The organism is Bacillus cereus group sp. Bc061, assembly GCF_027715825.1.
Classification (GTDB): Bacteria; Bacillota; Bacilli; order Bacillales; family Bacillaceae_G; genus Bacillus_A; species Bacillus_A paranthracis.
Genome location: NZ_JAQFTZ010000004.1, coordinates 89,190 through 109,383 on the forward strand (window position 1 = coordinate 89,190; position 20,194 = coordinate 109,383).

Sequence of the window (20,194 nt, forward strand, 5' to 3'; positions counted from 1 at the left end):
AATAAAGTTTGATTATTTCAATAATCCTATTTCACAAGCAACAAATTAATTTTATATATCCGTATATTCATCTTCAAAATCCCCCTCACTTTCCTCTATTCTTAATGCTAAGTAATCTTCAATTTCATCAAGAACATCAGGAATGTCTCTGATTATAGGAATCTCTGATAATATATTTCCCTTGTAAAACTCCATATAAGAATTCTTTTGTCTATCTTTTGTTGCCCTTTTAGGAATCAAATATTTAACAATACTGCTCTCTAAATCAGCTTGTAAATCAGCAGAATATAATATTAGATGATAATTTTGAAACCAGTATTTTTCATCAACCATTTCTTTCAATTTATCAATTTCTTCTTTTTCAAAGTACTCATCTTTTAGGTAATATGAAATTAATATTTGGTTGTTTGTTTCGATTACACTACTTCTGTTTTCTACCAACACATCTGTAAAACCTAATATTTTTATTGCGTAATAAAAATATAATTGTTCTTCATTAAATGGTGTTTTAAGCGTTTCTTTATATCTAACTTGAAAAAATTTATGCAATTTATTATTATCAAAATTGCTCATATCATTAAATTTATCCACCGTAAACAGCATAGTCTCAGGAGATAAGCTAAGAAGAAAACATAACTGGTGGTAATCATATTCCTTAACTTGATATTGCTCAAGATCTAACTCTCTAAAATATTTTGTCTTAAAGAAATTATTTATAAAGACTTTCTTAAGTTTATCATCCTCCAATGTCGACACTCTGAAAACAAGTTGGTTAATAAAGTATAACTTGTTATCATCTCTTTCCTCTTCGAATCTCACATTACAATGGGCAATTAATTTTTTCCAGTACCTTGCAACTAAATTATAATTATTGAAAGATTCATATGTCCAAACTTCTTTTTTGCTATTATTTCTTTCTAATTCATATTCTTCCAACACTTTATCAAAAATCTTTATTATTTCTTCAGTATCATTCCTATTACAGAAAAAGTAAAAATCATCAGAGAAATAAGAGAACTCACAGTCAATCCTCGAGTTTCTAATTTCTTTTTCAATTTCATTACTGATATTCTTCAAGTTACTTTCTGCGAAATATAATGACAAGTAATTTCCCATTATTAATCCATTTGTTTTCCCTTGATTCATATTAGATAGGAATCGCTCTTCATGTCCCTCAAAGTCTATTAAATGGGTATATATCCTTCCGTAGTATTCCTTTATATCCATTTTAAGTAACTGGTCATATATACACAACCTGTTAAAATCCTCTTCTAATTGTCTATCATATTCTCCTGATACAAAATCTCCAGTATCAATATTTGCAGATAATCGCTTATGTAAAGGATCTAAATTTTGGATGGTATCGAAATTTGATAAATCCTTGAAATGTTCATAAGCAACTACAAAATTTAAAATATTAGGCATTTTAAGAGTTCGATACGTATCTTCCTGTTTTTTAACTCTAAAATTAAAAGGTTCAACCCAGCTTAATTTACTAATACCCAATGAGGATATATCTGTTGGTAACTCAAGAAGATCAATATCAAGAAAATGCTTAACTGCATTTTTAAAGTTATATAAATTATTAAGTTTCATTTTTTCCTCCTAACAATGTGAATCTTCATTTCAACTAAACCTTTCTATATATTATTGTACTGATGTGCAGCTCTTTTATATAGTGTTTTTAAGTTAAAAATAATTTTATACTTCAAAATTAATAAATATAGGCTCTTTTTCCACATAACTGCTTCTTTTCTTTAAATAAGAAAAAACCGAAATTTTTAAAGATATAACGTTTACCAAACCTCTCTATTGGAAAAGACTTTATCAAGAAAGGAGGATAAAACTTGATTACGTCTCGTAAGATTAGACTTGCTATAATTTCGGATAATTCCACAGAAACTTATAACTTTATCCGTCAAGAAATGAGGGAACAAAATAAAGCCCTAAACGTCGCAATGAATCATTTGTACTTTAATTATGTTGCACGGCAAAAAATCTCATTTGCTGATAAAGCCTATCAGCAAAAATTAAACAAGGCTATAGAAGCACAACAAAAGTCTTTTATACTATTGAAAGAACTTGAACAAAAACAAATTGTAGAAACTGATTCAAGTAAGAAATCACTATTGAAAGAACGCTTGATTAAAACCAAAACTACTTATGAGAAGACAAAAGAAAAATTAAGCAATTTACGTAAAGCGAGAAATAAAGAATTGTTTCAAGAATATAACAATATAATCGGACAACTGGAAGAAACACATTTACGTGATATTGTGTCATCTCAATTTAATTTACTTTCAGATACTAAAGACAGTCTTACAAAAATTGCATACCAAGACTTCAAAAATGATATAGTAGAAGTTTTATCTGGTGATCGTTCCTTAAGAACATATAAAAAAAATAATCCTTTATATATACGAGGCAGGTCACTTAACTTATTTAAAGAATCTGATGAATTCTTTATAAAATGGACAAAAGGAATTGTCTTTAAATGTGTCCTTGGAGTCAAGTATCAGAATAAAACTGAACTTTACAAAACCTTAGAATGCATACTCGCTGGTGAATATAAAATATGTGATAGTTCAATGAATTTTAATCAACAAAAGAAACTAATTCTGAACTTAGTATTAAATATTCCAGAAAAAAGCGAAAATAGGAAAGTTCCTGGACGTATTGCTGGAATTGATTTAGGACTTAAAATACCTGCTTATTTTGCAGTAAATGATGTTCCTTATATCCGAAAAGCAATTGGTAACATTGAAGACTTTCTAAAAGTTCGTACTAATATACATTCTCAAAAACGAAGTTTACAACGCGCTCTCCAATCTTCTAAAGGTGGAAAAGGAAGAAAAAAGAAGCTAAAAGCGTTAGATCAATTTAAAGAAAAAGAAAAAAACTATATCACAACCTATAATCACTTTATTAGTAAAAAAATTATCACTTTAGCTATTCGATACGGCGTTGAGCAGATTAACTTAGAGTTGTTAACTTTAAAAGACACACAAAAGAAATCACTTTTACGTAACTGGTCGTATTATCAACTACAGCAATTCATTGAGTATAAAGCTAACAGAGAAGGAATTTTAATTAAATACGTTGATCCATTTCACACTTCACAAACCTGTAGTAAATGCAGTCACTACGAGGATGGGCAAAGAGAAAAACAAGATACTTTTTGTTGTAAATCTTGTGGATTTAAAGATAATGCAGATTATAATGCCGCTCGTAATATTGCAGCGAGTACAAAATATATTATAAAAAAAGAAGAAAGTGAATATTACCGGCAAAATAATAATGAAATAGCGTGACCTGGAGTCAGTAATATCATTTTTATAATGACGCTGGGGCGATTCTCCGTCCTGAGGGTGAGGAGATATAAAATCACTCACCAAAGGTTAAGCTTGTGTGTTATGTCACTGCACAAGAGCAATACATATTGTTTTGAAACAAAACTTGCATCAAACCCCAAGATTACAAGACATGTTGGAAAAGTAGCTATACTATGAGTTTAATACCTTTTTTTACAATTGAATATAAAACACCACTATAGCTTTACTGCGAACTGATATAAATTGTCGAAGTGAAAGTGCTAATATATCAATGATTCTTTATGAAAAAAGATAGGGGACTTAATTACAATATGTATTGTTAGAATTTTGCATGGGTTCTAAGCGTCTTTGGAAAGATGCTGGTCTTAATTACAATATGTATTGTTAGAATGTGTGGCGAGTGTGAGATTACTCGTATTCTTTATACGTTTTAATTATAATATATGTTGTCAGAATGTTACTTGTTTACTCATAATCCACCGACCTTCATTCGTGTTAATTACAGTTTGTAATGTTAGAAACGGTATGAGTAGTTGTTATCAGTACTCTTACAATACTGTTTTAAATAAACTACATAGTAGTTAAAATTAATTTATTCATCCAAAAAGACGTGGATAGCCCACGTCTTTGATTATTATTGTTAATTATTATGTTCAATATATCTTTTCAAATGAAAATACCCTTGTATAAATCCATGAATGAAGTAATCCTGTGAAGATAAGGCACAATAATAATTTATCGCGTCATCAAGATCATTAACATTTAATTTAGTGCTGTTCATGATTTCTTTTAATGTACTTTCATATTCTAATGTAAACTTAGACTCCCCAAATTTTTCTCTGTCAAAAATCTGTTCTGCAACCTGCGTTAATATATCCTGCATGCCTGCTTCATACATTGTTGTAGCGTATGTAAGTTCATCTTTAATAGATAGTTCTTTCTCATTAATCACATCAACCACTTTACTTAAAGATACCACGTTTGTCATTCCTATTCCCTCCGTTATTCTACAGCTGTAAAAGATTCTGCACACACTTCAAGCTGTATACTAATTTAACCAATTATCAAATAATGTTTTAGAAATAGCTGCGTGCCTAATTATTAGAATGATAAGTAAAAAACTCTGTGAACATAGCTATTCCTGTTTCTCTTCTTCTAATCGTAGAAATAGCTATCATAAAAGCTATTCCTACATTAAAAACAAATTTATTCTCATAGCATCTATTCATTAGAAATTCTTTAAACACATCTTTTCCAAAGTACTCTCCATGATTGTTTGCAACATGCTCTAATGTATTTTTATATGTCCAAGTCCCATCCCCCACATAGCTCTTTATGGCCGGAAATAACGTAAAAAACTCCTCTATGCGTTTAAACAACATCAACTCGTCAACTTTGTTTATAACCATTAACACCAACTCTGGATTGTTTTTTGCAAATTCTGTAGGAAATCCATCTAATATACGACCTAACTTAATTAATAAGTTATAAGGATTGTCTATCCTCTCGTCAGTTAAATCAGTAGCTAATGATTTCAACATTTTTATTTTTGTATCAATACTCATCAAATTCCTTCCTTTAATATAAAAAAACTTTTAACGTTTTATTTATTCTTTTTTATAAAATCTAAGTAGCCTTTTGTTTTCATTAATATATAGTCAAATGTAGCTGCCTTAGCGATTATCTTTACACTGGAAGGTTGTTTATCAGTATTCCAGTGCGATTCCCTCCAAGCTGTCCAGAAACCGTTTATATAATCGATATACACGCAGCTTGTCTTGCTTAGAGTTAATGTGTAGAGTGTTCCGCTCAGTGCTACCATGTAACCTGCTGCCTTTGCTTTTTCATCTCTTTTCTTTGTTTCATCTTGATTCAATGCAGGAGCAGTTGGCATGTTTATCGTCTCCTTTATTTCTATTTACACAAAATGTTCCCCCAGTTACCCCAATAATCTGTATCCCATGTGGCTGTAAGGATAGAAGCGTTCCCATCTCAAATCCCACTTGTTCCCGTTTCCCCAGTTTAGTCCCCTTTTTCTCGCTAAGTGGGGGACTGGGGAAAAGCGGGATTTTACTATTCCCCATTTCAATCCCTTGTGGCTCTAAGGTTCATGACCTTTTTGGGGAACTGGGGGAATATTTCTAAGAAAGTATATTTTTTTCTCTTCGTAGATAAGAGTTAACAACTATCGTTTCTTTTTTACCCTCTTTATTTTTTTGAATGTAGTTTCGTTCTTCTAACTCCTTTAAAATAACTTTCAACTTATCTGATTTCACTCTCTTCTTTGTGGCTTGTTGAATATCTCTATAAGGGATTTGCTCACAACCATTCTTTAAAATATGTTTGAGCACAAACTTAGCATCATCATCCGTACTCCCTTCACTTAACAAACCGAATGTGGCCATCATATGATCTATAAAGTATTTAGAAGCATGTAATGTACTGTGAACAGTCTCTTTACTGATTTCAGTCGGAATATTTTCACAATGTGCATGATGCGCTATATGAATAAGTGCAATGATTCTAGCTACCTGTCCAACCAACTTACCTGCCCAGGATTGAAAGTGTCCATAAGATAACTCATTACCTTCTCTCATGAGTGTTTCCATATGAATGCGGTACTTATTAAATAACACTTGTGCCTCATCACTTAATACCAGAACAACATTTTCACACTGTAAATTTAATAAACTCTTAATCTGTTTGCTATAAAACAGCTGTACATCTTCCCTTATCTTCGCTGTTTCTATTTTTCGATATCCTATAAAGCTCTTAGGAACAGCATATAAAAAGCGTGCCATTAAACCACGGTTGTAAAAATACTCCGGTAAACGTTTGATAACATCTAACTGCGCAAATAATCCCACCGTTAAATGTGGATCGTCTACCTTTTCTGTTCTTCCTCTACGATCTACCGTTATTTGATCTTGGCTAAATCCTTTCAGATACACATCTATGTTAGTATTACTGGAGTATCTACCTTTAATTAGATCAAAGAATCCCCCTTCTGCTGACAAAACTGCCATACGACCAGTATTATTTAACATAAGTGTTATAAGTTGTTCGGGTGTAACATCATCTGTAAAGTACCGTATAGGATGAATAAACTCTGCCTTTTCTATTTCTTCAATCTTGGCATTTAATTCACCCTGTATAGCGTCTGCGTCCTCTTCTAACTGATTTTGTTTAGCTTTAACTAAGTCTTTCTTTAAATCCTCTATAAGCCGCTCTAATACATCCTTTTCATGCCTACTTTGTTCTATTGCAATTCTTCTTTTTGTATTCTCTTCATTTTCATGTTCCAGTAGCGGAAACGTGAATGCTTTAAATACACTCGATTTCCGATTACTTGGTGGCATAAAGGTAATTAAATATGTATTTAACGGCTCATACCAACCTTTACTCGGTTGCATGCTGTACCTTTTGGCTAAAGCGACTGATAAAACAGATAGTGACATCATACAAGCCATATCAACAGGTGTTTGTGTTTGCTCTGCTACATCTTCTATGTAGTCTCTTAACCATTTTGGGAACACTTCAACAGGAAAAAGAGGTACTTCATATTCATCAAAAGGAATAATCTCTCCCCAATCTCTTATCGAGCCATTAACTTGCTGTGATTCTGCTGATATAATCTCATCCGTTGTTACCTCTGGGATATTAGTTCCTAAAATACTATTTATCTTTTCAGCACCAAGGCTCTTTCTCGCTACTTCAATTGCTTTTAAATTCATTTACGACTCACTTCCCTCTAACCCATTAAATAAGCGGTTTACTTCGTCTAAAGCTGTAATCTTCACATACTCGCTATCATCCACTAAGCAATCTAACCAATACTCTATTTGCGGTAAGAGGTGATACATTTCCCCTAATTGTTCTAACTCTTCCATTGTTTTTATAAACTTCATTTGCACCCGAATCGCCTTAGAGAGCTCATTTAGGTTGTTAATCTGTTCAATGACCTTTTTATTTAGTGCTGTAGCAACTAATGAATTTTCCTTTTTTCGTTTCCTCTTTTGGTGCAACTTATTGTTCTCTTCTGCCGTCGGGTTCTGCAATCCAAAATCCTTTGTAAGTGTAACAATTGCCTCTTTGGCATCAACACTATTCGCTAAACGGACAACGTCTATCACATCACCTACACGTCCATCATTGCATCCTGTAAAGCATTTAAATGTATTTGTATTTGGATAGATTGCCATTGATGGACTGCTGTCAGAATGAAACGGACACCTTACACTGACACTTCTGCGATTAGGGTTCGGTACTTGTACATGAGTGTATTGCTCTAAGGCTTCAACGATGGAGATATTTTCTTTTATCTGTTCAATAGATACCATAAAGGCCCCCACACTCTTTTATTTTATTTTCCTAAATATAAATTTTGCTTTACGCTAATTTTATTTCGCTTTTATAAAACTATATTAACTACCTTAGTTTTATTTTGTCAATATTTTATTTTACTTTCCCAAATTTTTATTCTATAATCTAAAAATAATTCTGATTACGGGGGTGACTTAACTTGATAAGCTATAAGCCGCTATTGAAACTCTTAATTGACAAAGATATTAAAAAATTAGATTTAAAAGACAAACTTGGTATCTCTTCATCAACACTTGCCAAATTTAGCAAAAATGAGTATGTTTCCTTATCTGTCATCGATAAGCTATGTGCATATTTTAATTGCCAGCCGTCTGATCTCATTGAATACATTCCAGATGAATCAGGCAAAAATAATAGTTAAAAAATAGCGGTTATACTCAATTTCATGAGCTAACCGCTGTTATTCACATAATATTCCGTATTTTTACCCTGCTTTTTTACTGTATCTATTTATGGATAAGTTGTGATAGAATCAAATTGATTTAAATATTTTTCGTTAGCCATATGAAAGTTGACCCTTTCGTATGGATTTTTTTATTACTATCACTCTACTTATGGTTATTTACAGCGGTAAATTACGCATAATATTAGCACGTTTTAATATTTCTGCTGCTCTTTTCTCTAATTTAATTACCGCTTCTGCTTTCTCTTCAATTGTCTCCGGACGATAGTAACCACTTCTACCAATACCGTTACTTGACCCTACTAAGTATCCGTGTTTTTCTATTAACCTTCTTACAATGGCTCTGATCTCCTCATCAGTCCCTCCAATCAACGAAATAATCTCCTTAACAGTAATTGCATTTTCCTTCCCGTGTCTGATAAGTGATAAAATTTTATTCTCTCTCTCTGTTAATGTAGTTTTCCTGTTATCCATATTCAAACCTTCTTTCTTCCCTATCATTTCTGCTACTTCTAAACTCGATAATGTGGGTTGTTCATTTACTACTGTTAATTGATCTGTCATTTTCATTCTCCCGTTCATAGATTTGTGGCTTGTCCACCTTCTAAACACTGCAATTCTTTCTTTGTCATCCATCGATCAAGTGTTTCTTTTCTAAATAGCTTTCTTCTACCTATGCGGACACATGGTAATGAGCCATAAATACTTTCCTTGTAAACTAAATCCAAAGATATCCCTAAATATGTAGCTGCTTCTTTTGCTGTAATTGTGGATCGATCCATTAAATCTTCTCCCTCTTAATCTCTTTTATTACTGTAATAAATTTCTGCTTACGCTCTATAGATAAATCACTTCTCAACCAACGAATTACAGTATTTTCATGCACCCCTAATTTTTCAGCAATCATCCAATTTGGAATTTTACCTTTCATACCTTTAATATCTTGATTCCTATTAGTCACCATTTCTACCTCCTCCATGTTAAATAGTGGTTGTGATGTTAATAATTACATTGTAAAATAAAGTTGTTACTAAATACAAAGAAAAATACCTTTTATTTCGTAACAAAAATAAATAAAAAAATATCATTTCGTAACAAATTGATTTTCTTAGGGGGAAGACTATGTTTGATATTTATAATTTAGATAAGAAATTCAGATTAGTATACGATGCTATAAGCTTTATTGACGGAAGTAATATTAAGAGTTTTGAAATGGTTGTAGACGAATGTATTGATCAATACGAGTTATGGAAAGATTACTATGAAGATTGGCGTGAAAATCAAGGATTATCACGAGAATTACAAGGTATAATAACTGAAATCGATATGGAACCGACATATACAAATGAAATAAAACAAACAAATATGGATAATATTTCTTATGAGTTTATTTCTTTAAAAACTGATGAAGACATTTTACAGTTTGCAAAAAAATACGGAATGCTTGGTCTTCTACCAGATTTTCATTTAGGCGAGTTTACTCTTCAAAGAACTCACTTTGAACCCTTTGAGCTATGGCGTTCAGAAATCAAAAAATTCACTAAAATACTGAAATTGTACAGAGCCTTGTCTACTAATAACGAAAAAACAGAAAATATAATTGAAGACAATATTATAAAGGTTTCTACCCATACAAACTTTGCTGGTTGGTATGAAATTTACTGGTATGATAACACTCCAGTAAGAAAGTCTTTTCCAGAACAAACGTTACACCAAATGAGTATGATTGATATTGGACGTATAATACTGTCTGAGAAACTACAGGAATATACAAAAGGCATAGATTTAAAAATAGATAAAATCATTAAATCTGAAAAAAATAAAATGGGATTCTATATTACCGAGAAAAGAGAAACTCGATATCTAATCACAGCCATTTATTATGACCTTTGGGATAAAATAAATTCAAACGTTCCTGTTAACATTTGTGCTAATCCAAAATGTCAGTTACCATTTATGAAAATAAAACGCCAGAAATATTGTTCTAATGCATGTAAGCAAGAAACTTATAGGCTTAGAAAAGGAGGAGAATAACTTGAAAGGTTCTCTCGAAAAGCATGGCACCAACTGGCGCATGCGCGTAACTGTTGGCTATAACGAAAAAGGAAACCCTATCAGGCGTTCGAGAATGGCTACTGCAAAGAACAAACGTGAAGTAGAAAAAGAGCTTGCTTTGTTTATTGCTGAAATAGAAGCTGGAGAATATATAAAACCACAAAAGATGCTATTTAAAGATTTTGTTGAGGAATGGAAAAAGAAATATGCTATCAATAACCTATCTCCTCAAACATATGAAACTTATTGCAGCCATTTAAAATTACGTATCTTGCCTTCCCTTGGAAACATGAAATTAGAAGATATAAAGCCAATGTACTTAATGACCCTTGCAGATCAACTAAAAAGTGACACTCGTAAAGACGGAAAAGAAGGTACTTTATCTCCTGCTACTATTAATTATGTAATACGTGTTATTAAGAACATTTTCAAACGTGCGCATGAGTGGCAGCTCATAAGAAGGAATCCTGCCGAAAAGCTCACTAAGCTGAAAGACGAGTATCAAGCAAAGAATCCTTACGACTTAGAGGAAACAAGACAAATTATGAATCTTTTGGAACAAGAGGACACAATGTATCAAATTCTATTCCAGTTAGCCATTATGACAGGCTTTAGACGTGGTGAATTGTTAGGATTGGAGTGGAAAGATGTTAATTTTGAGGATGGAACTGTAACAGTACGCCAAGCAGTATCATATGCAAATAGCCAATACTATATAAAAGAACCAAAAACGCGAACGTCAAAACGTACAATCTCTATCCCTTCATCTCTCGTTGAAAAGTTAAAAAGATATAAAAATGAATGTAATGAAAAACGTTTATCTTGTGGTGATCTATGGGAAGCTGGAGAATATTTCTTTGTATTTTCTTCTTGGCACGGTAAGCCTTTATATCCAAGTCATATTACAAAGAAGTGGAACAAGTTTACGAAAAAACACGAACTAAGACATGTTAACTTTCATGGACTGCGGCATACATCCGCTACCCTTCTATTAGAAGCTGGAGAAAACATGAAGGTCATTTCTAGCCGTTTGGGCCATTCCAGGATTAATACGACAATTGATATTTACACCCACTCGCTACAATCTGCAGACAAAGGGGCATCAAATAAATTAGAATCTTTAATTACTCCTATAGAGAAAACAAAAGCAAAATAGAGTGTGACAATAGTTACACTCTATTTTTTGCACCTAATTTGTTTATGGATGATAAAGTCGTTTACTTCCTACCTTGAAAATATTGTACATTCGTTAGTTTAAGGAAAATTAATGTTGTTTAACGTTATTTCGCCCACGATCAAAAAAAGAGTACATAATAAATTCCTAAAAAAAAGGCGCTCATTAAGTCACAACCCCATCGTAATAAACACCTTTTCTTTTTACTCTTTAAATGTATATGTACCCTCTAAATTTTCAGGGAATTCTTTCCAAAAACTAATTAATGCGTCGGCATAAGTGTTGAAGTCAATTTTCTCTATTTCAAATACGACTTCAGAATTAGTCGTTAATTCTCTATCCATCACTCTTTGGTTATCATATTCATATACTTTGAACATTTCAGGGTGTTTTTTAAATAAACGCTTAGCTGAACGCCCGTCACCATGTTTGAATGTATTCGCAATATCACTCAATATATGAATAGTCTCCCAATATGTATTCTTCTCTAAATCATAGTCCAATGCCTTATACGCCTCTTTAATTTCATTCATATTTGTGCCGAACTTTGCTAGTTTTTTAGTTCTTACAGGACTAAAACTATGATTTAGTTCACTATACACAAAACTGCGTAATTGTTGTTCAAAGATTTGATACATATTAGTGAGGAATGATAAATAATAATTATGTTCCATTAGCACTTCAAATTCATAAAATTCATAGGCTTTCTCCTGAATCATTTGAAATACATCAGCTGGATCCGTATTTTCCCAATCAAAAGCTGTACTGTATTCTATTTCTAATTCCTTGTAATGCTCTTCAGCAGCCCTATCATGATTTGGGAAAAGTAAAGCCATTACTGACGAATGTTTATCTTTCATTCGCTCATACATTGCCACATACTGATTTCTTCGATAGGGGTTTAACCATGCTGTTAATTGTACAGTTTTTCCACTCATGTAATCACCTTTACCTTTAAATTTAATTACCGTACACAAAATTCTTCGTAATCTAGCAATTTACTCGAAAGAAAAGTGCTAGATTACGTTTTATGTGCACTTCTACATCCAGTATAACAGAAGTATTTTTAAAGAAAATTATTATCCCTCAACACACTTCGAATTTACAGGTCACCTTAAAACATTGATATGAATACTTGAAAGCCAATTCTATTATGGGCAGAAATGGGGCAGAACACCGCTATTTTTTATCAATCTCAAACATGTTCAAGCCTTAATTAATTTGATAAAACACTGATACAATAATGTTTATCATCTATCGTCTGTTACAATCCTAAAAGATTATTAACTTTGACAGGGTGGAGGTCGTGAGTTCGAGCCTCTCCGGGGTCATAAAAAAAGAGAAACCATATCAACTTTCTACGTGATATGGCTTCTCTTTTTTATCTAAATCAATCACTTCCCACCAAACCTCTTCTCCAAAGACTTCGCATTGGCAAACAATACTTCTTTCAAGTTATCATCTGCAACGATTTTCTAGTCACCACCTCTATCTTTGCTAAAAGCACTAGCAAAGACCATTGGCATAAAACTTCTCCCATCTATCAATCCGTATCAGTAGCACAAACTAACCACATTTTCTGCTCCCTACTATCCAACACCATCCAAGTAACATCCCACGCAACATCATAAAACCAATCTGTCCAAGGGTGATAGCTTTCAAAAACTTTAATATCTTCGTATCGATCTTGGAACATATATTGGCATACATTGACTGCTAATTGCTTTGCGATAACTGGTCGTTCCTTAAATGTTTCATATGCTCCGCCCCACAAAATTTGCGCGGCAATGCTACCATCAAGCATGACTGCCAGATGTTCTTCAAAATGAAACTTATATTTTTCTGACGTATGTATTTTTAACTCTTCTAAGTTATGCATTATATCTAAAGAGTTGAAGATTCTTCTAAAGAAGTGATCGTATCCATCTTTCAAATGTGGTATTTCTTTGAAAAAATTTTCATTATGTACTTTAAAACAGCTTATAACCGCTCCGCCATTTACGTTTTGTTCCTTGAATGTATGTATGAGTTTCTCAATAGATGAGTCATTCGTTTCAATTTCCTCAAACGTTCCCTCTTTCCATCTCATAACGCTCACTACTCTCTATTAAAAATTTGTTTCTTCATTATAAATAGCAAAATAAAACCCAGCAACTTTAAAATTGCTAGGTTATCTCTTATTTATATTCGAAAAAACAATTACAATTGCTCCAAGCACATAATGCCCCGACACCAGCCACACGCCCCGATCAAAAATCATAAGTGACAACCAAAGCGATATATTAATAGCAGCAAATAATACGTATAAAATGAAGTCTCTCTTTTGTAGTGCCCCTCTATTCATTACAATGTAGATTGCACCGATTGGTGGAAGGATAAAACAAAGGAAAAAGACAAACGTTTTTCTTAACGACCATGGATATGAAGTTACTGTCTGCATAGGAATCTCCTTTTCACTTTATAATACTTTTAACATTGGCCTCACAATTCTATATTCTTCACCATCAGGCTCCTTTATGATTAAAGGTGAGTGGGGACCTTTTTCTTCTTCTATCATTGTGAATACTTCTGTTTTTTCCTGTACTATGTTGGATTCACTATTTTTAATAGGTTTTTCACTTGTTTCAATTTTCTTTGTTACTTCTCCTAGCCTTTGCCCGACTTCTTCTGCTTTGGCAGGTTCATTCGTAACATAATATTCTTGCCCCTCCCATACTAACATAGGTGGCACTTGTTCTCGTTTGTTACATATTATATAAGTAGTACTAGCTACAAGTAATAGACATATTAATAAAAAGAAGATAGTTTTTTTATTCATATACTATTCTCCCTATCTATCATTTTATTAAATTATATAATATCCATTATATGCAGTAAATGGATATCGTGGGAATTTTCCGATTTTATACAAAAAAGAAAAACCTTACTGATGTAAGGTTCTATTTTTATATTCTATAGTGACCGATTTATTAAAACGATCATTACGATAATCGCTATAAACATAACAACTAAACAGCCGATCATTTTATAAAAACCTCTTTTCGTTAACGTCCCGCCTTGCACGTCTTTCCGAATAAATAAGAATACGGCTAAAAATAATACAAGCCCAATGCCAAAAGCATACATCATTTGCATATGTTAATCTTCCTTTCTCACTTCCATCTTAATATCTTTTCGATAAAACAACAAACGAGATAAAAACTGTACTCATTGTAAGTGCCATAAGTATATTCAATAGTTCAGTAGCAGATAGTGTAAGTATTTTTAAGTTTAAGCCGAAAGAGAAAAGAAGATAATATGCCGTTAGCGCAAAAAAGCTGAAGAACATTCCTTTATAACGAATAAGTTTCATTCGCTCATCTTTTTCTTTAAATTGTGGGTGTAAATAACTTAAGCAAAAACACATAATCATCATACCAAGTAATGGATAAGTTGCTTCTGGCGGTGCGGAATGCGTCATTATACCTGTTAATATCATAAATCCACTCATGAATAGAAAAATAATTCCCATGATAACGAAGTACTTTTGTGAATAGTTCATCTTTATTCCTCCCCTTCTTTTCCTTCATAAATAAATACATGTTCTATCGTTGTCTGAAATGTTTTCGCGATTTCAAATGCTAACGGAAGTGACGGATCGTATTTTCCCTTTTCAATTGAAATGATGGTTTGTCTGGAAACACCAAGTTTCTCAGCCAATTTTTCTTGAGATAGTCCAAATTTTTTTCGGTATTCGACCATTTTATTTTCCAAGGAAATTTCTCCCTCCTTCCTTATAACGAGTATATACGTAAAGGAAACTTTACGTCAAGTTTCCTTTACATCTGTTTTGTTTATTTTTCGTTCTATTTATATAGAAGAAACTTTTTAATTTCAGCACGTCTATTTTGAAACAAAATACGGAACACTGTAACTAACAGTTACTATATCTCCTCCTCTCTTTTTTTTAAATTTAATATCTCCATATTTGTTTTATCCTTTTAAAATATTTCATTTATCCCTTTATTCGGCGAAATGTGTTATTGGTTTTACGGTGTTTTTCGTCATATTTATAGAAACTAACTGTTTATAAAGCATTTTTTATGTTTAACAACTTTTTTTGTAGAAATCCTTCACTTTCCTTTCAATATTTAACACTATCTAAATAAAGTTTACGATAAATTCATAATTTTTTATTTTTTATACTATATTCCGTTATATTGTTGTATAATATCAATGAAAGCGCTTATTATTTCAATATACATAATTCGAACTCATTTTTATCAAAACATTCCAACTATTATACTTATATTTATATGCTACAATTTTAGTTATTTGTATAGGTATACCAAATATATCCACCCTATTTTTCTGTAAAATTACTTTATAACATGAAAGATTAACTTGGGTGATAAGTTATTGTGAATGTTTTTTTACAAAACAGATAAGTAATAGTGTTTGGTATTATGTAAATTATTGTAATAACATAAGAGTAAAGAAAAACATTTACATTGATTATTGGTTCATCAATTATTGAAAAGAGCAAAATGCACCTTTTTGTATGGAAAAAGGATTATATGCATTGGGAGGTTTAAACAAATGACGAGGAAGAATACAACGACAAACCCTTGGGCCAAGTTCCACGGTCCGAACCTTGGTTATGTTATTGAACAGTATGATCTTTACGTAACTGGAGCAGGTTCTGTTGATCCGGAATTACAAGAGCTTTTTGAAATTTTTGGAGCTCCTTCGTTTCAAGATGATGTCGTAACAGGGGACAACACAGCAACACATTTTTCTCCTCAAAACACAGGGAACATTGAAAAAATTCTTAAAGTCGTTCAGCTTGTTGAACAGATTCGTTCTTTCGGGCATACGTTGGCTCACATCAATCCGATGGAAGATGCTGCAAATGGACAATCTCTTCTTGAGAAAGCAATGAACGAACTGAGCGACGCTGATTTGAAAGCGATTCCAGCAAAAACAGTATGGCAAGATGCACCAGAAGGTATTCACACTGCACTTGATGTAATTCATAGATTAAAAGAAGTGTATACACAAACTTTAGCTTATGAATTTTCTCATATACAAGATAGTGAAGAACGCGCGTGGTTGCATCAAATGGTGGAATCAAATTCATTGCGTCAACCACTATCAAATCAAAAACGAACTGCTCTTTTAAAACGTTTAACAGCTGTTGAAGGTTTCGAGCAATTCTTGCATAAAACATTCGTTGGGCAAAAGCGTTTCTCTATCGAGGGCGTTGATATGCTTGTACCCGTTCTAGATGAAATTGTGCTAGAAGGTGCTAAAAACGGCGTAGAAGATATCATGATTGGTATGGCTCACCGCGGTCGCCTAAGCGTACTTGCACACGTATTAGAAAAACCATATAGTCACATGTTTGCTGAGTTCAAACATGCAAAAATAGAAGGCGCAGTAGCAAACTCTGGTTGGACTGGCGACGTAAAATACCATTTAGGTAGAGAACAAGTCGTTAGTAACGAAGAAGTTAGTACTCGCGTTACATTAGCAAATAACCCAAGTCACCTTGAGTTCGTGAATCCTGTTGTAGAAGGTTTCGCACGTGCGGCTCAAGAAAATCGTAAAAAATCTGGTCTTCCAGAACAAGATACTTCAAAATCATTCGTAATTTTAGTTCACGGTGATGCTGCATTCCCTGGTCAAGGTATTGTATCTGAGACACTCAACTTAAGCAGATTGAATGCATATCAAACAGGCGGAACAATTCATGTTATCGCAAACAATGCAGTTGGTTTTACGACTGATAGCTATGATTCTCGTTCTACGAAATATTCAAGTGACCTTGCAAAAGGTTTCGATATTCCGATTGTTCACGTCAATGCTGATGATCCGGAAGCTTGTCTTGCTGCTGCTAATCTTGCGATTCAATATCGCATGTTGTTCAAAAAAGATTTCTTAATCGATTTAATTGGTTACCGCCGCTACGGTCATAACGAAATGGATGATCCAGCAGTTACACAACCACAAGTGTACAAAAAGATTAAAAATCACCCAACTGTAAGAGCAATTTATGCAGATCAATTACAAGCTGCTGGTGTTCTAAATGCAGATGAAATTGAAACAATTACACAGTTTACGCAAGAGCAATTAAAATCTGACTATGCACAAGTACCGCCAGCTGATACGAGCGATGCAACAATTCACGTTAAAGTGCCAGATGTCGTTGCAAAGGGCATTCAGTCAATTGATACTGGTGTTGAGCTTGATTCACTTCGTGCAATTAATGAAGGTCTGCTATCTTGGCCAGAAGGCTTTAACGTATATCCGAAAGTGAAGAAAATTCTTGAGCGCCGTAAAGACGCTCTTGAAGAGAACGGTAAAATTGAATGGGCACTTGCTGAATCATTAGCATTTGCTTCTATTTTACAAGAAGGTACACCAATTCGTTTAACTGGTCAAGATTCACAGCGTGGTACATTCGCGCATCGTCACATCGTATTACACGATACGGATACAAATGAAACATATTCACCATTACATCGCTTACCAAACATCAACGCTTCATTCTCTGTTCATAACAGTCCATTATCAGAAGCTGCTGTTGTTGGTTACGAGTATGGTTATAACGTATTCGCTCCAGAAACGCTTGTTATGTGGGAAGCGCAATATGGTGACTTCTCAAATACTGCGCAAGCATTATTTGATCAATATGTTTCAGCTGGAAGAGCAAAATGGGGTCAAAAATCTGGTTTAGTTCTTCTATTACCACACGGTTATGAAGGTCAAGGGCCAGAGCACTCTAGTGCGCGTCCTGAACGTTTCTTACAGTTAGCTGCTGAGAACAACTGGACAGTTGCAAACTTAACGAGCGCGGCACAATATTTCCATATCCTGCGTCGTCAAGCATCTATCTTAGGAACAGAAGCTGTTCGACCATTAGTATTGATGACGCCGAAAAGTTTATTACGTCACCCACTTACGCTTTCAACTGCTAGTCAGTTAAGCGAAGGACGTTTCCAACCTGCTTTAGAACAAGAAAACCTTGGCATGAAACCAAACAAAGTAAAACGTCTTGTTTTAAGTACAGGTAAAATGGCGATTGACTTAGCAGCAGAAATCGAGTCTGGTAAGCATGAGTACAACTTAGATGAAATTCATATCGTTCGTATTGAACAGTTGTACCCATTCCCTGCTGAGAAAGTTCAATCTATTATTAAACGCTTTAAAAACTTAGAAGAAATTATTTGGGTTCAAGAAGAGCCTCGTAATATGGGCGCATGGCATTACATGGCTCCAATTCTGTTCGAACTAGCTGGAGATAAAGTGAAAACAGGTTATATTGGACGCCCAGATCGCTCTAGCCCATCTGGCGGCGATCCATTCGCTCACAAAGCTGAGCAAGAACTAATTGTTTCACACGCTTTAGACGTGAAGTATAACTTCCGTCAAGATAAACTAGAAATTGAAGTTTTCAGCAACTAAAAAGTAACAATGAAGATTTCTAGCTTGTTCCTTGGGCAGATATTCTGCCCAAGGTCAGGCTAACAAATGGAGATTACCGAAGACAAAAGAAGAAAAAACACACCGTTAGGCAAATAAGGGGAGGACATTTAAAATGATCGAAATTAAAGTACCTGAGCTTGCAGAATCTATTACTGAAGGAACTATCTCACAATGGCTTATCAACGTAGGCGACAAAGTTGAGAAAGGTGGCAGCGTTGTTGAGCTTGAAACTGATAAAGTCAATGTAGAAATCATTGCAGAAGATTCAGGTATTGTATCGAAGTTACTAGGCGAACCTGGGGATACAGTTGAAGTTGGCGCAACTATCGCAATTTTAGACGCAAACGGAGCACCAGTTGCAGTAAGTACACCTGCACCGTTGGCTGAGCAACCAAAACAAGAAACAACTGAAGCACCAAAAGCTGCGGCACCAAGTGCTGAACAAACTGCAACTTTACAAGGTTTACCAAATACAAACCGTCCTATCGCATCACCAGCTGCTAGAAAAATGGCTCGTGAATTAGGAATCGACTTAAACGACGTACGTAGCACAGATCCACTTGGACGTGTGAGACCACACGATGTACAAGCTCATGCTGCAGCACCAAAAGAAGCACCAGCTGCTCCAAAAAGTCCAGCTCCTGCTCCAGTTGCAAAAACTGAATTCGAAAAACCAGTTGAGCGCGTGAAAATGTCCCGCCGCCGTCAAACAATTGCAAAACGTCTTGTAGAAGTTCAACAAACATCTGCAATGTTAACAACATTTAACGAAGTTGATATGACTGCAATCATGGAATTACGTAAAGAGCGTAAAGATGCTTTCGAGAAAAAACATGATGTACGTCTTGGTTTCATGTCATTCTTCACAAAAGCAGTTGTTGCAGCATTAAAACAATTCCCATTATTAAATGCTGAAATTCAAGGCGACGAGCTTATCATTAAAAAATTCTATGATATCGGTATTGCAGTAGCAGCTCCAGATGGATTAGTTGTTCCAGTTGTACGCGATGCGAACCAATTAAACTTCGCTGAAATCGAAAGCGAAATTCGTGAATTAGGTAAAAAAGCACGTGATAACAAACTTTCACTAAAAGAACTACAAGGTGGTACATTTACAATTACAAACGGTGGTGTGTTCGGTTCTCTAATGTCAACACCGATCCTAAACAGCCCACAAGTTGGTATTTTAGGAATGCACAAAATCCAAGTACGTCCAGTTGCAATCGATAACGAACGTATGGAAAACCGCCCAATGATGTACATCGCTTTATCTTACGATCACCGTATTGTTGATGGTAAAGAAGCAGTTAGCTTCCTTGTTGCTGTTAAAGATATGCTTGAAGATCCAAAATCATTATTATTAGAAGGTTGATAGATTTA

At 33.9% G+C, this 20,194-nt stretch carries 22 protein-coding genes; 6 read left to right on the plus strand and 16 right to left on the minus strand.

Features of this window, described 5'->3' with window-relative positions:
- Nucleotides 1-51 precede the first annotated feature (51 nt).
- Nucleotides 52-1,596, minus strand: a complete 1,545-nt coding sequence (locus tag PDQ40_RS16650; protein WP_098650190.1) for a hypothetical protein — start codon at nt 1,594-1,596, stop codon at nt 52-54.
- 251 nt (nt 1,597-1,847) lie between these two features.
- Here PDQ40_RS16650 and PDQ40_RS16655 point away from each other — a divergent pair, with 251 nt between their 5' ends.
- The gene (locus PDQ40_RS16655) at nt 1,848-3,311 is read left to right on the plus strand and encodes a transposase (RefSeq protein ID WP_270691514.1); all 1,464 of its coding nucleotides are present in this window, start codon (nt 1,848-1,850) and stop codon (nt 3,309-3,311) included.
- Nucleotides 3,312-3,972: 661 nt separating this feature from the next.
- Here the strand turns inward: PDQ40_RS16655 and PDQ40_RS16660 are convergent.
- The 5 genes from PDQ40_RS16660 to PDQ40_RS16680 form a co-directional block, all read right to left on the minus strand.
- Entirely contained in the window at nt 3,973-4,320 is a 348-nt protein-coding gene (locus PDQ40_RS16660; RefSeq protein WP_098650188.1) for a hypothetical protein, read from the minus strand.
- Between the two features lie 106 nt (nt 4,321-4,426).
- Nucleotides 4,427-4,897, minus strand: coding sequence for a hypothetical protein (locus PDQ40_RS16665; RefSeq protein ID WP_270691515.1), 471 nt, complete (start codon nt 4,895-4,897; stop codon nt 4,427-4,429).
- A 38-nt stretch (nt 4,898-4,935) separates the two neighbouring features.
- Nucleotides 4,936-5,226, minus strand: a complete 291-nt coding sequence (locus PDQ40_RS16670) for a hypothetical protein (protein ID WP_270691516.1) — start codon at nt 5,224-5,226, stop codon at nt 4,936-4,938.
- 247 nt (nt 5,227-5,473) lie between these two features.
- Entirely contained in the window at nt 5,474-7,066 is a 1,593-nt protein-coding gene (locus PDQ40_RS16675) for a YfjI family protein (protein WP_270691517.1), read from the minus strand.
- Nucleotides 7,067-7,672 carry a CHC2 zinc finger domain-containing protein gene (locus PDQ40_RS16680; RefSeq protein WP_098650184.1) on the minus strand — a complete coding sequence of 202 codons (606 nt, stop codon included), beginning with the start codon at nt 7,670-7,672 and terminating at the stop codon, nt 7,067-7,069.
- A gap of 182 nt (nt 7,673-7,854) precedes the next feature.
- Here PDQ40_RS16680 and PDQ40_RS16685 point away from each other — a divergent pair, with 182 nt between their 5' ends.
- The gene (locus tag PDQ40_RS16685) at nt 7,855-8,076 is read left to right on the plus strand and encodes a helix-turn-helix domain-containing protein (RefSeq protein WP_098650183.1); all 222 of its coding nucleotides are present in this window, start codon (nt 7,855-7,857) and stop codon (nt 8,074-8,076) included.
- Between the two features lie 201 nt (nt 8,077-8,277).
- On the opposite strand, the gene PDQ40_RS16690 is transcribed toward PDQ40_RS16685, so the two are convergent.
- Genes PDQ40_RS16690 through PDQ40_RS16700 form a run of 3 tightly spaced genes read right to left on the minus strand, consistent with a single transcriptional unit; the run spans nt 8,278 to nt 9,082 of the window.
- Nucleotides 8,278-8,682 carry a hypothetical protein gene (locus PDQ40_RS16690; protein ID WP_270691519.1) on the minus strand — a complete coding sequence of 135 codons (405 nt, stop codon included), beginning with the start codon at nt 8,680-8,682 and terminating at the stop codon, nt 8,278-8,280.
- Between the two features lie 14 nt (nt 8,683-8,696).
- The gene (locus tag PDQ40_RS16695; RefSeq protein WP_098650181.1) at nt 8,697-8,900 is read right to left on the minus strand and encodes an excisionase family DNA-binding protein; all 204 of its coding nucleotides are present in this window, start codon (nt 8,898-8,900) and stop codon (nt 8,697-8,699) included.
- Nucleotides 8,900-9,082: a hypothetical protein gene (locus PDQ40_RS16700; protein ID WP_098650180.1), complete on the minus strand. Its 183-nt coding sequence runs from the start codon at nt 9,080-9,082 to the stop codon at nt 8,900-8,902. The genes PDQ40_RS16695 and PDQ40_RS16700 overlap by 1 nt, the downstream gene beginning before the upstream one ends.
- Nucleotides 9,083-9,240: 158 nt before the next feature.
- Here PDQ40_RS16700 and PDQ40_RS16705 point away from each other — a divergent pair, with 158 nt between their 5' ends.
- Both PDQ40_RS16705 and PDQ40_RS16710 read left to right on the plus strand, forming a co-directional pair.
- Nucleotides 9,241-10,152, plus strand: coding sequence for a hypothetical protein (locus tag PDQ40_RS16705; RefSeq protein WP_270691520.1), 912 nt, complete (start codon nt 9,241-9,243; stop codon nt 10,150-10,152).
- Nucleotide 10,153: 1 nt separating this feature from the next.
- The gene (locus PDQ40_RS16710; protein WP_270691521.1) at nt 10,154-11,329 is read left to right on the plus strand and encodes a tyrosine-type recombinase/integrase; all 1,176 of its coding nucleotides are present in this window, start codon (nt 10,154-10,156) and stop codon (nt 11,327-11,329) included.
- Nucleotides 11,330-11,550: 221 nt separating this feature from the next.
- Here PDQ40_RS16710 and PDQ40_RS16715 read toward each other — a convergent pair whose 3' ends face one another.
- The 7 genes from PDQ40_RS16715 to PDQ40_RS16745 all read right to left on the minus strand — a co-directional run bounded on the left by PDQ40_RS16715 (nt 11,551) and on the right by PDQ40_RS16745 (nt 15,100).
- Nucleotides 11,551-12,285, minus strand: coding sequence for a hypothetical protein (locus PDQ40_RS16715; RefSeq protein ID WP_270691522.1), 735 nt, complete (start codon nt 12,283-12,285; stop codon nt 11,551-11,553).
- A gap of 605 nt (nt 12,286-12,890) precedes the next feature.
- Complete coding sequence (locus PDQ40_RS16720) at nt 12,891-13,436, minus strand: hypothetical protein (RefSeq protein WP_113732393.1); 546 nt, start codon at nt 13,434-13,436, stop codon at nt 12,891-12,893.
- A gap of 81 nt (nt 13,437-13,517) precedes the next feature.
- Nucleotides 13,518-13,787: a hypothetical protein gene (locus PDQ40_RS16725; protein ID WP_001195388.1), complete on the minus strand. Its 270-nt coding sequence runs from the start codon at nt 13,785-13,787 to the stop codon at nt 13,518-13,520.
- An 18-nt stretch (nt 13,788-13,805) separates the two neighbouring features.
- Nucleotides 13,806-14,165 carry a hypothetical protein gene (locus PDQ40_RS16730; protein ID WP_001036551.1) on the minus strand — a complete coding sequence of 120 codons (360 nt, stop codon included), beginning with the start codon at nt 14,163-14,165 and terminating at the stop codon, nt 13,806-13,808.
- 134 nt (nt 14,166-14,299) lie between these two features.
- Nucleotides 14,300-14,482 carry a DUF3976 domain-containing protein gene (locus PDQ40_RS16735; protein WP_001178301.1) on the minus strand — a complete coding sequence of 61 codons (183 nt, stop codon included), beginning with the start codon at nt 14,480-14,482 and terminating at the stop codon, nt 14,300-14,302.
- Between the two features lie 28 nt (nt 14,483-14,510).
- Nucleotides 14,511-14,888 (minus strand): hypothetical protein, encoded by a 378-nt coding sequence (locus PDQ40_RS16740; protein WP_001109907.1) that lies wholly within the window; start codon nt 14,886-14,888, stop codon nt 14,511-14,513.
- Between the two features lie 2 nt (nt 14,889-14,890).
- Nucleotides 14,891-15,100 (minus strand): helix-turn-helix transcriptional regulator, encoded by a 210-nt coding sequence (locus PDQ40_RS16745; protein WP_000428510.1) that lies wholly within the window; start codon nt 15,098-15,100, stop codon nt 14,891-14,893.
- 825 nt (nt 15,101-15,925) lie between these two features.
- Here PDQ40_RS16745 and odhA point away from each other — a divergent pair.
- Together odhA and odhB are read left to right on the plus strand one after the other, a co-directional pair.
- Complete coding sequence (odhA, locus tag PDQ40_RS16750; protein ID WP_270691523.1) at nt 15,926-18,793, plus strand: 2-oxoglutarate dehydrogenase E1 component; 2,868 nt, start codon at nt 15,926-15,928, stop codon at nt 18,791-18,793.
- Nucleotides 18,794-18,926: 133 nt separating this feature from the next.
- Nucleotides 18,927-20,186 carry a 2-oxoglutarate dehydrogenase complex dihydrolipoyllysine-residue succinyltransferase gene (gene odhB / locus PDQ40_RS16755; protein ID WP_000569916.1) on the plus strand — a complete coding sequence of 420 codons (1,260 nt, stop codon included), beginning with the start codon at nt 18,927-18,929 and terminating at the stop codon, nt 20,184-20,186.
- The last annotated feature ends 8 nt before the right edge of the window (nt 20,187-20,194 follow it).

What these genes read in the sequence shown, in the direction of transcription:
- PDQ40_RS16675 (WP_270691517.1), bottom strand. Translation starts at nt 7,066, where the DNA reads ATGAATTTAAAAGCAATTGAAGTAGCGAGAAAGAGCCTTGGTGCTGAA.
- PDQ40_RS16715 (WP_270691522.1), bottom strand. Translation starts at nt 12,285, where the DNA reads ATGAGTGGAAAAACTGTACAATTAACAGCATGGTTAAACCCCTATCGA.
- odhB (WP_000569916.1), top strand. Translation starts at nt 18,927, where the DNA reads ATGATCGAAATTAAAGTACCTGAGCTTGCAGAATCTATTACTGAAGGA.
- PDQ40_RS16695 (WP_098650181.1), bottom strand. Translation starts at nt 8,900, where the DNA reads ATGGATCGATCCACAATTACAGCAAAAGAAGCAGCTACATATTTAGGG.
- odhA (WP_270691523.1), top strand. Translation starts at nt 15,926, where the DNA reads ATGACGAGGAAGAATACAACGACAAACCCTTGGGCCAAGTTCCACGGT.
- PDQ40_RS16690 (WP_270691519.1), bottom strand. Translation starts at nt 8,682, where the DNA reads ATGACAGATCAATTAACAGTAGTAAATGAACAACCCACATTATCGAGT.
- PDQ40_RS16700 (WP_098650180.1), bottom strand. Translation starts at nt 9,082, where the DNA reads ATGGTGACTAATAGGAATCAAGATATTAAAGGTATGAAAGGTAAAATT.
- PDQ40_RS16740 (WP_001109907.1), bottom strand. Translation starts at nt 14,888, where the DNA reads ATGAACTATTCACAAAAGTACTTCGTTATCATGGGAATTATTTTTCTA.
- PDQ40_RS16725 (WP_001195388.1), bottom strand. Translation starts at nt 13,787, where the DNA reads ATGCAGACAGTAACTTCATATCCATGGTCGTTAAGAAAAACGTTTGTC.
- PDQ40_RS16705 (WP_270691520.1), top strand. Translation starts at nt 9,241, where the DNA reads ATGTTTGATATTTATAATTTAGATAAGAAATTCAGATTAGTATACGAT.
- PDQ40_RS16650 (WP_098650190.1), bottom strand. Translation starts at nt 1,596, where the DNA reads ATGAAACTTAATAATTTATATAACTTTAAAAATGCAGTTAAGCATTTT.
- PDQ40_RS16665 (WP_270691515.1), bottom strand. Translation starts at nt 4,897, where the DNA reads ATGAGTATTGATACAAAAATAAAAATGTTGAAATCATTAGCTACTGAT.
- PDQ40_RS16720 (WP_113732393.1), bottom strand. Translation starts at nt 13,436, where the DNA reads ATGAGATGGAAAGAGGGAACGTTTGAGGAAATTGAAACGAATGACTCA.
- PDQ40_RS16680 (WP_098650184.1), bottom strand. Translation starts at nt 7,672, where the DNA reads ATGGTATCTATTGAACAGATAAAAGAAAATATCTCCATCGTTGAAGCC.
- PDQ40_RS16735 (WP_001178301.1), bottom strand. Translation starts at nt 14,482, where the DNA reads ATGCAAATGATGTATGCTTTTGGCATTGGGCTTGTATTATTTTTAGCC.
- PDQ40_RS16660 (WP_098650188.1), bottom strand. Translation starts at nt 4,320, where the DNA reads ATGACAAACGTGGTATCTTTAAGTAAAGTGGTTGATGTGATTAATGAG.
- PDQ40_RS16670 (WP_270691516.1), bottom strand. Translation starts at nt 5,226, where the DNA reads ATGCCAACTGCTCCTGCATTGAATCAAGATGAAACAAAGAAAAGAGAT.
- PDQ40_RS16730 (WP_001036551.1), bottom strand. Translation starts at nt 14,165, where the DNA reads ATGAATAAAAAAACTATCTTCTTTTTATTAATATGTCTATTACTTGTA.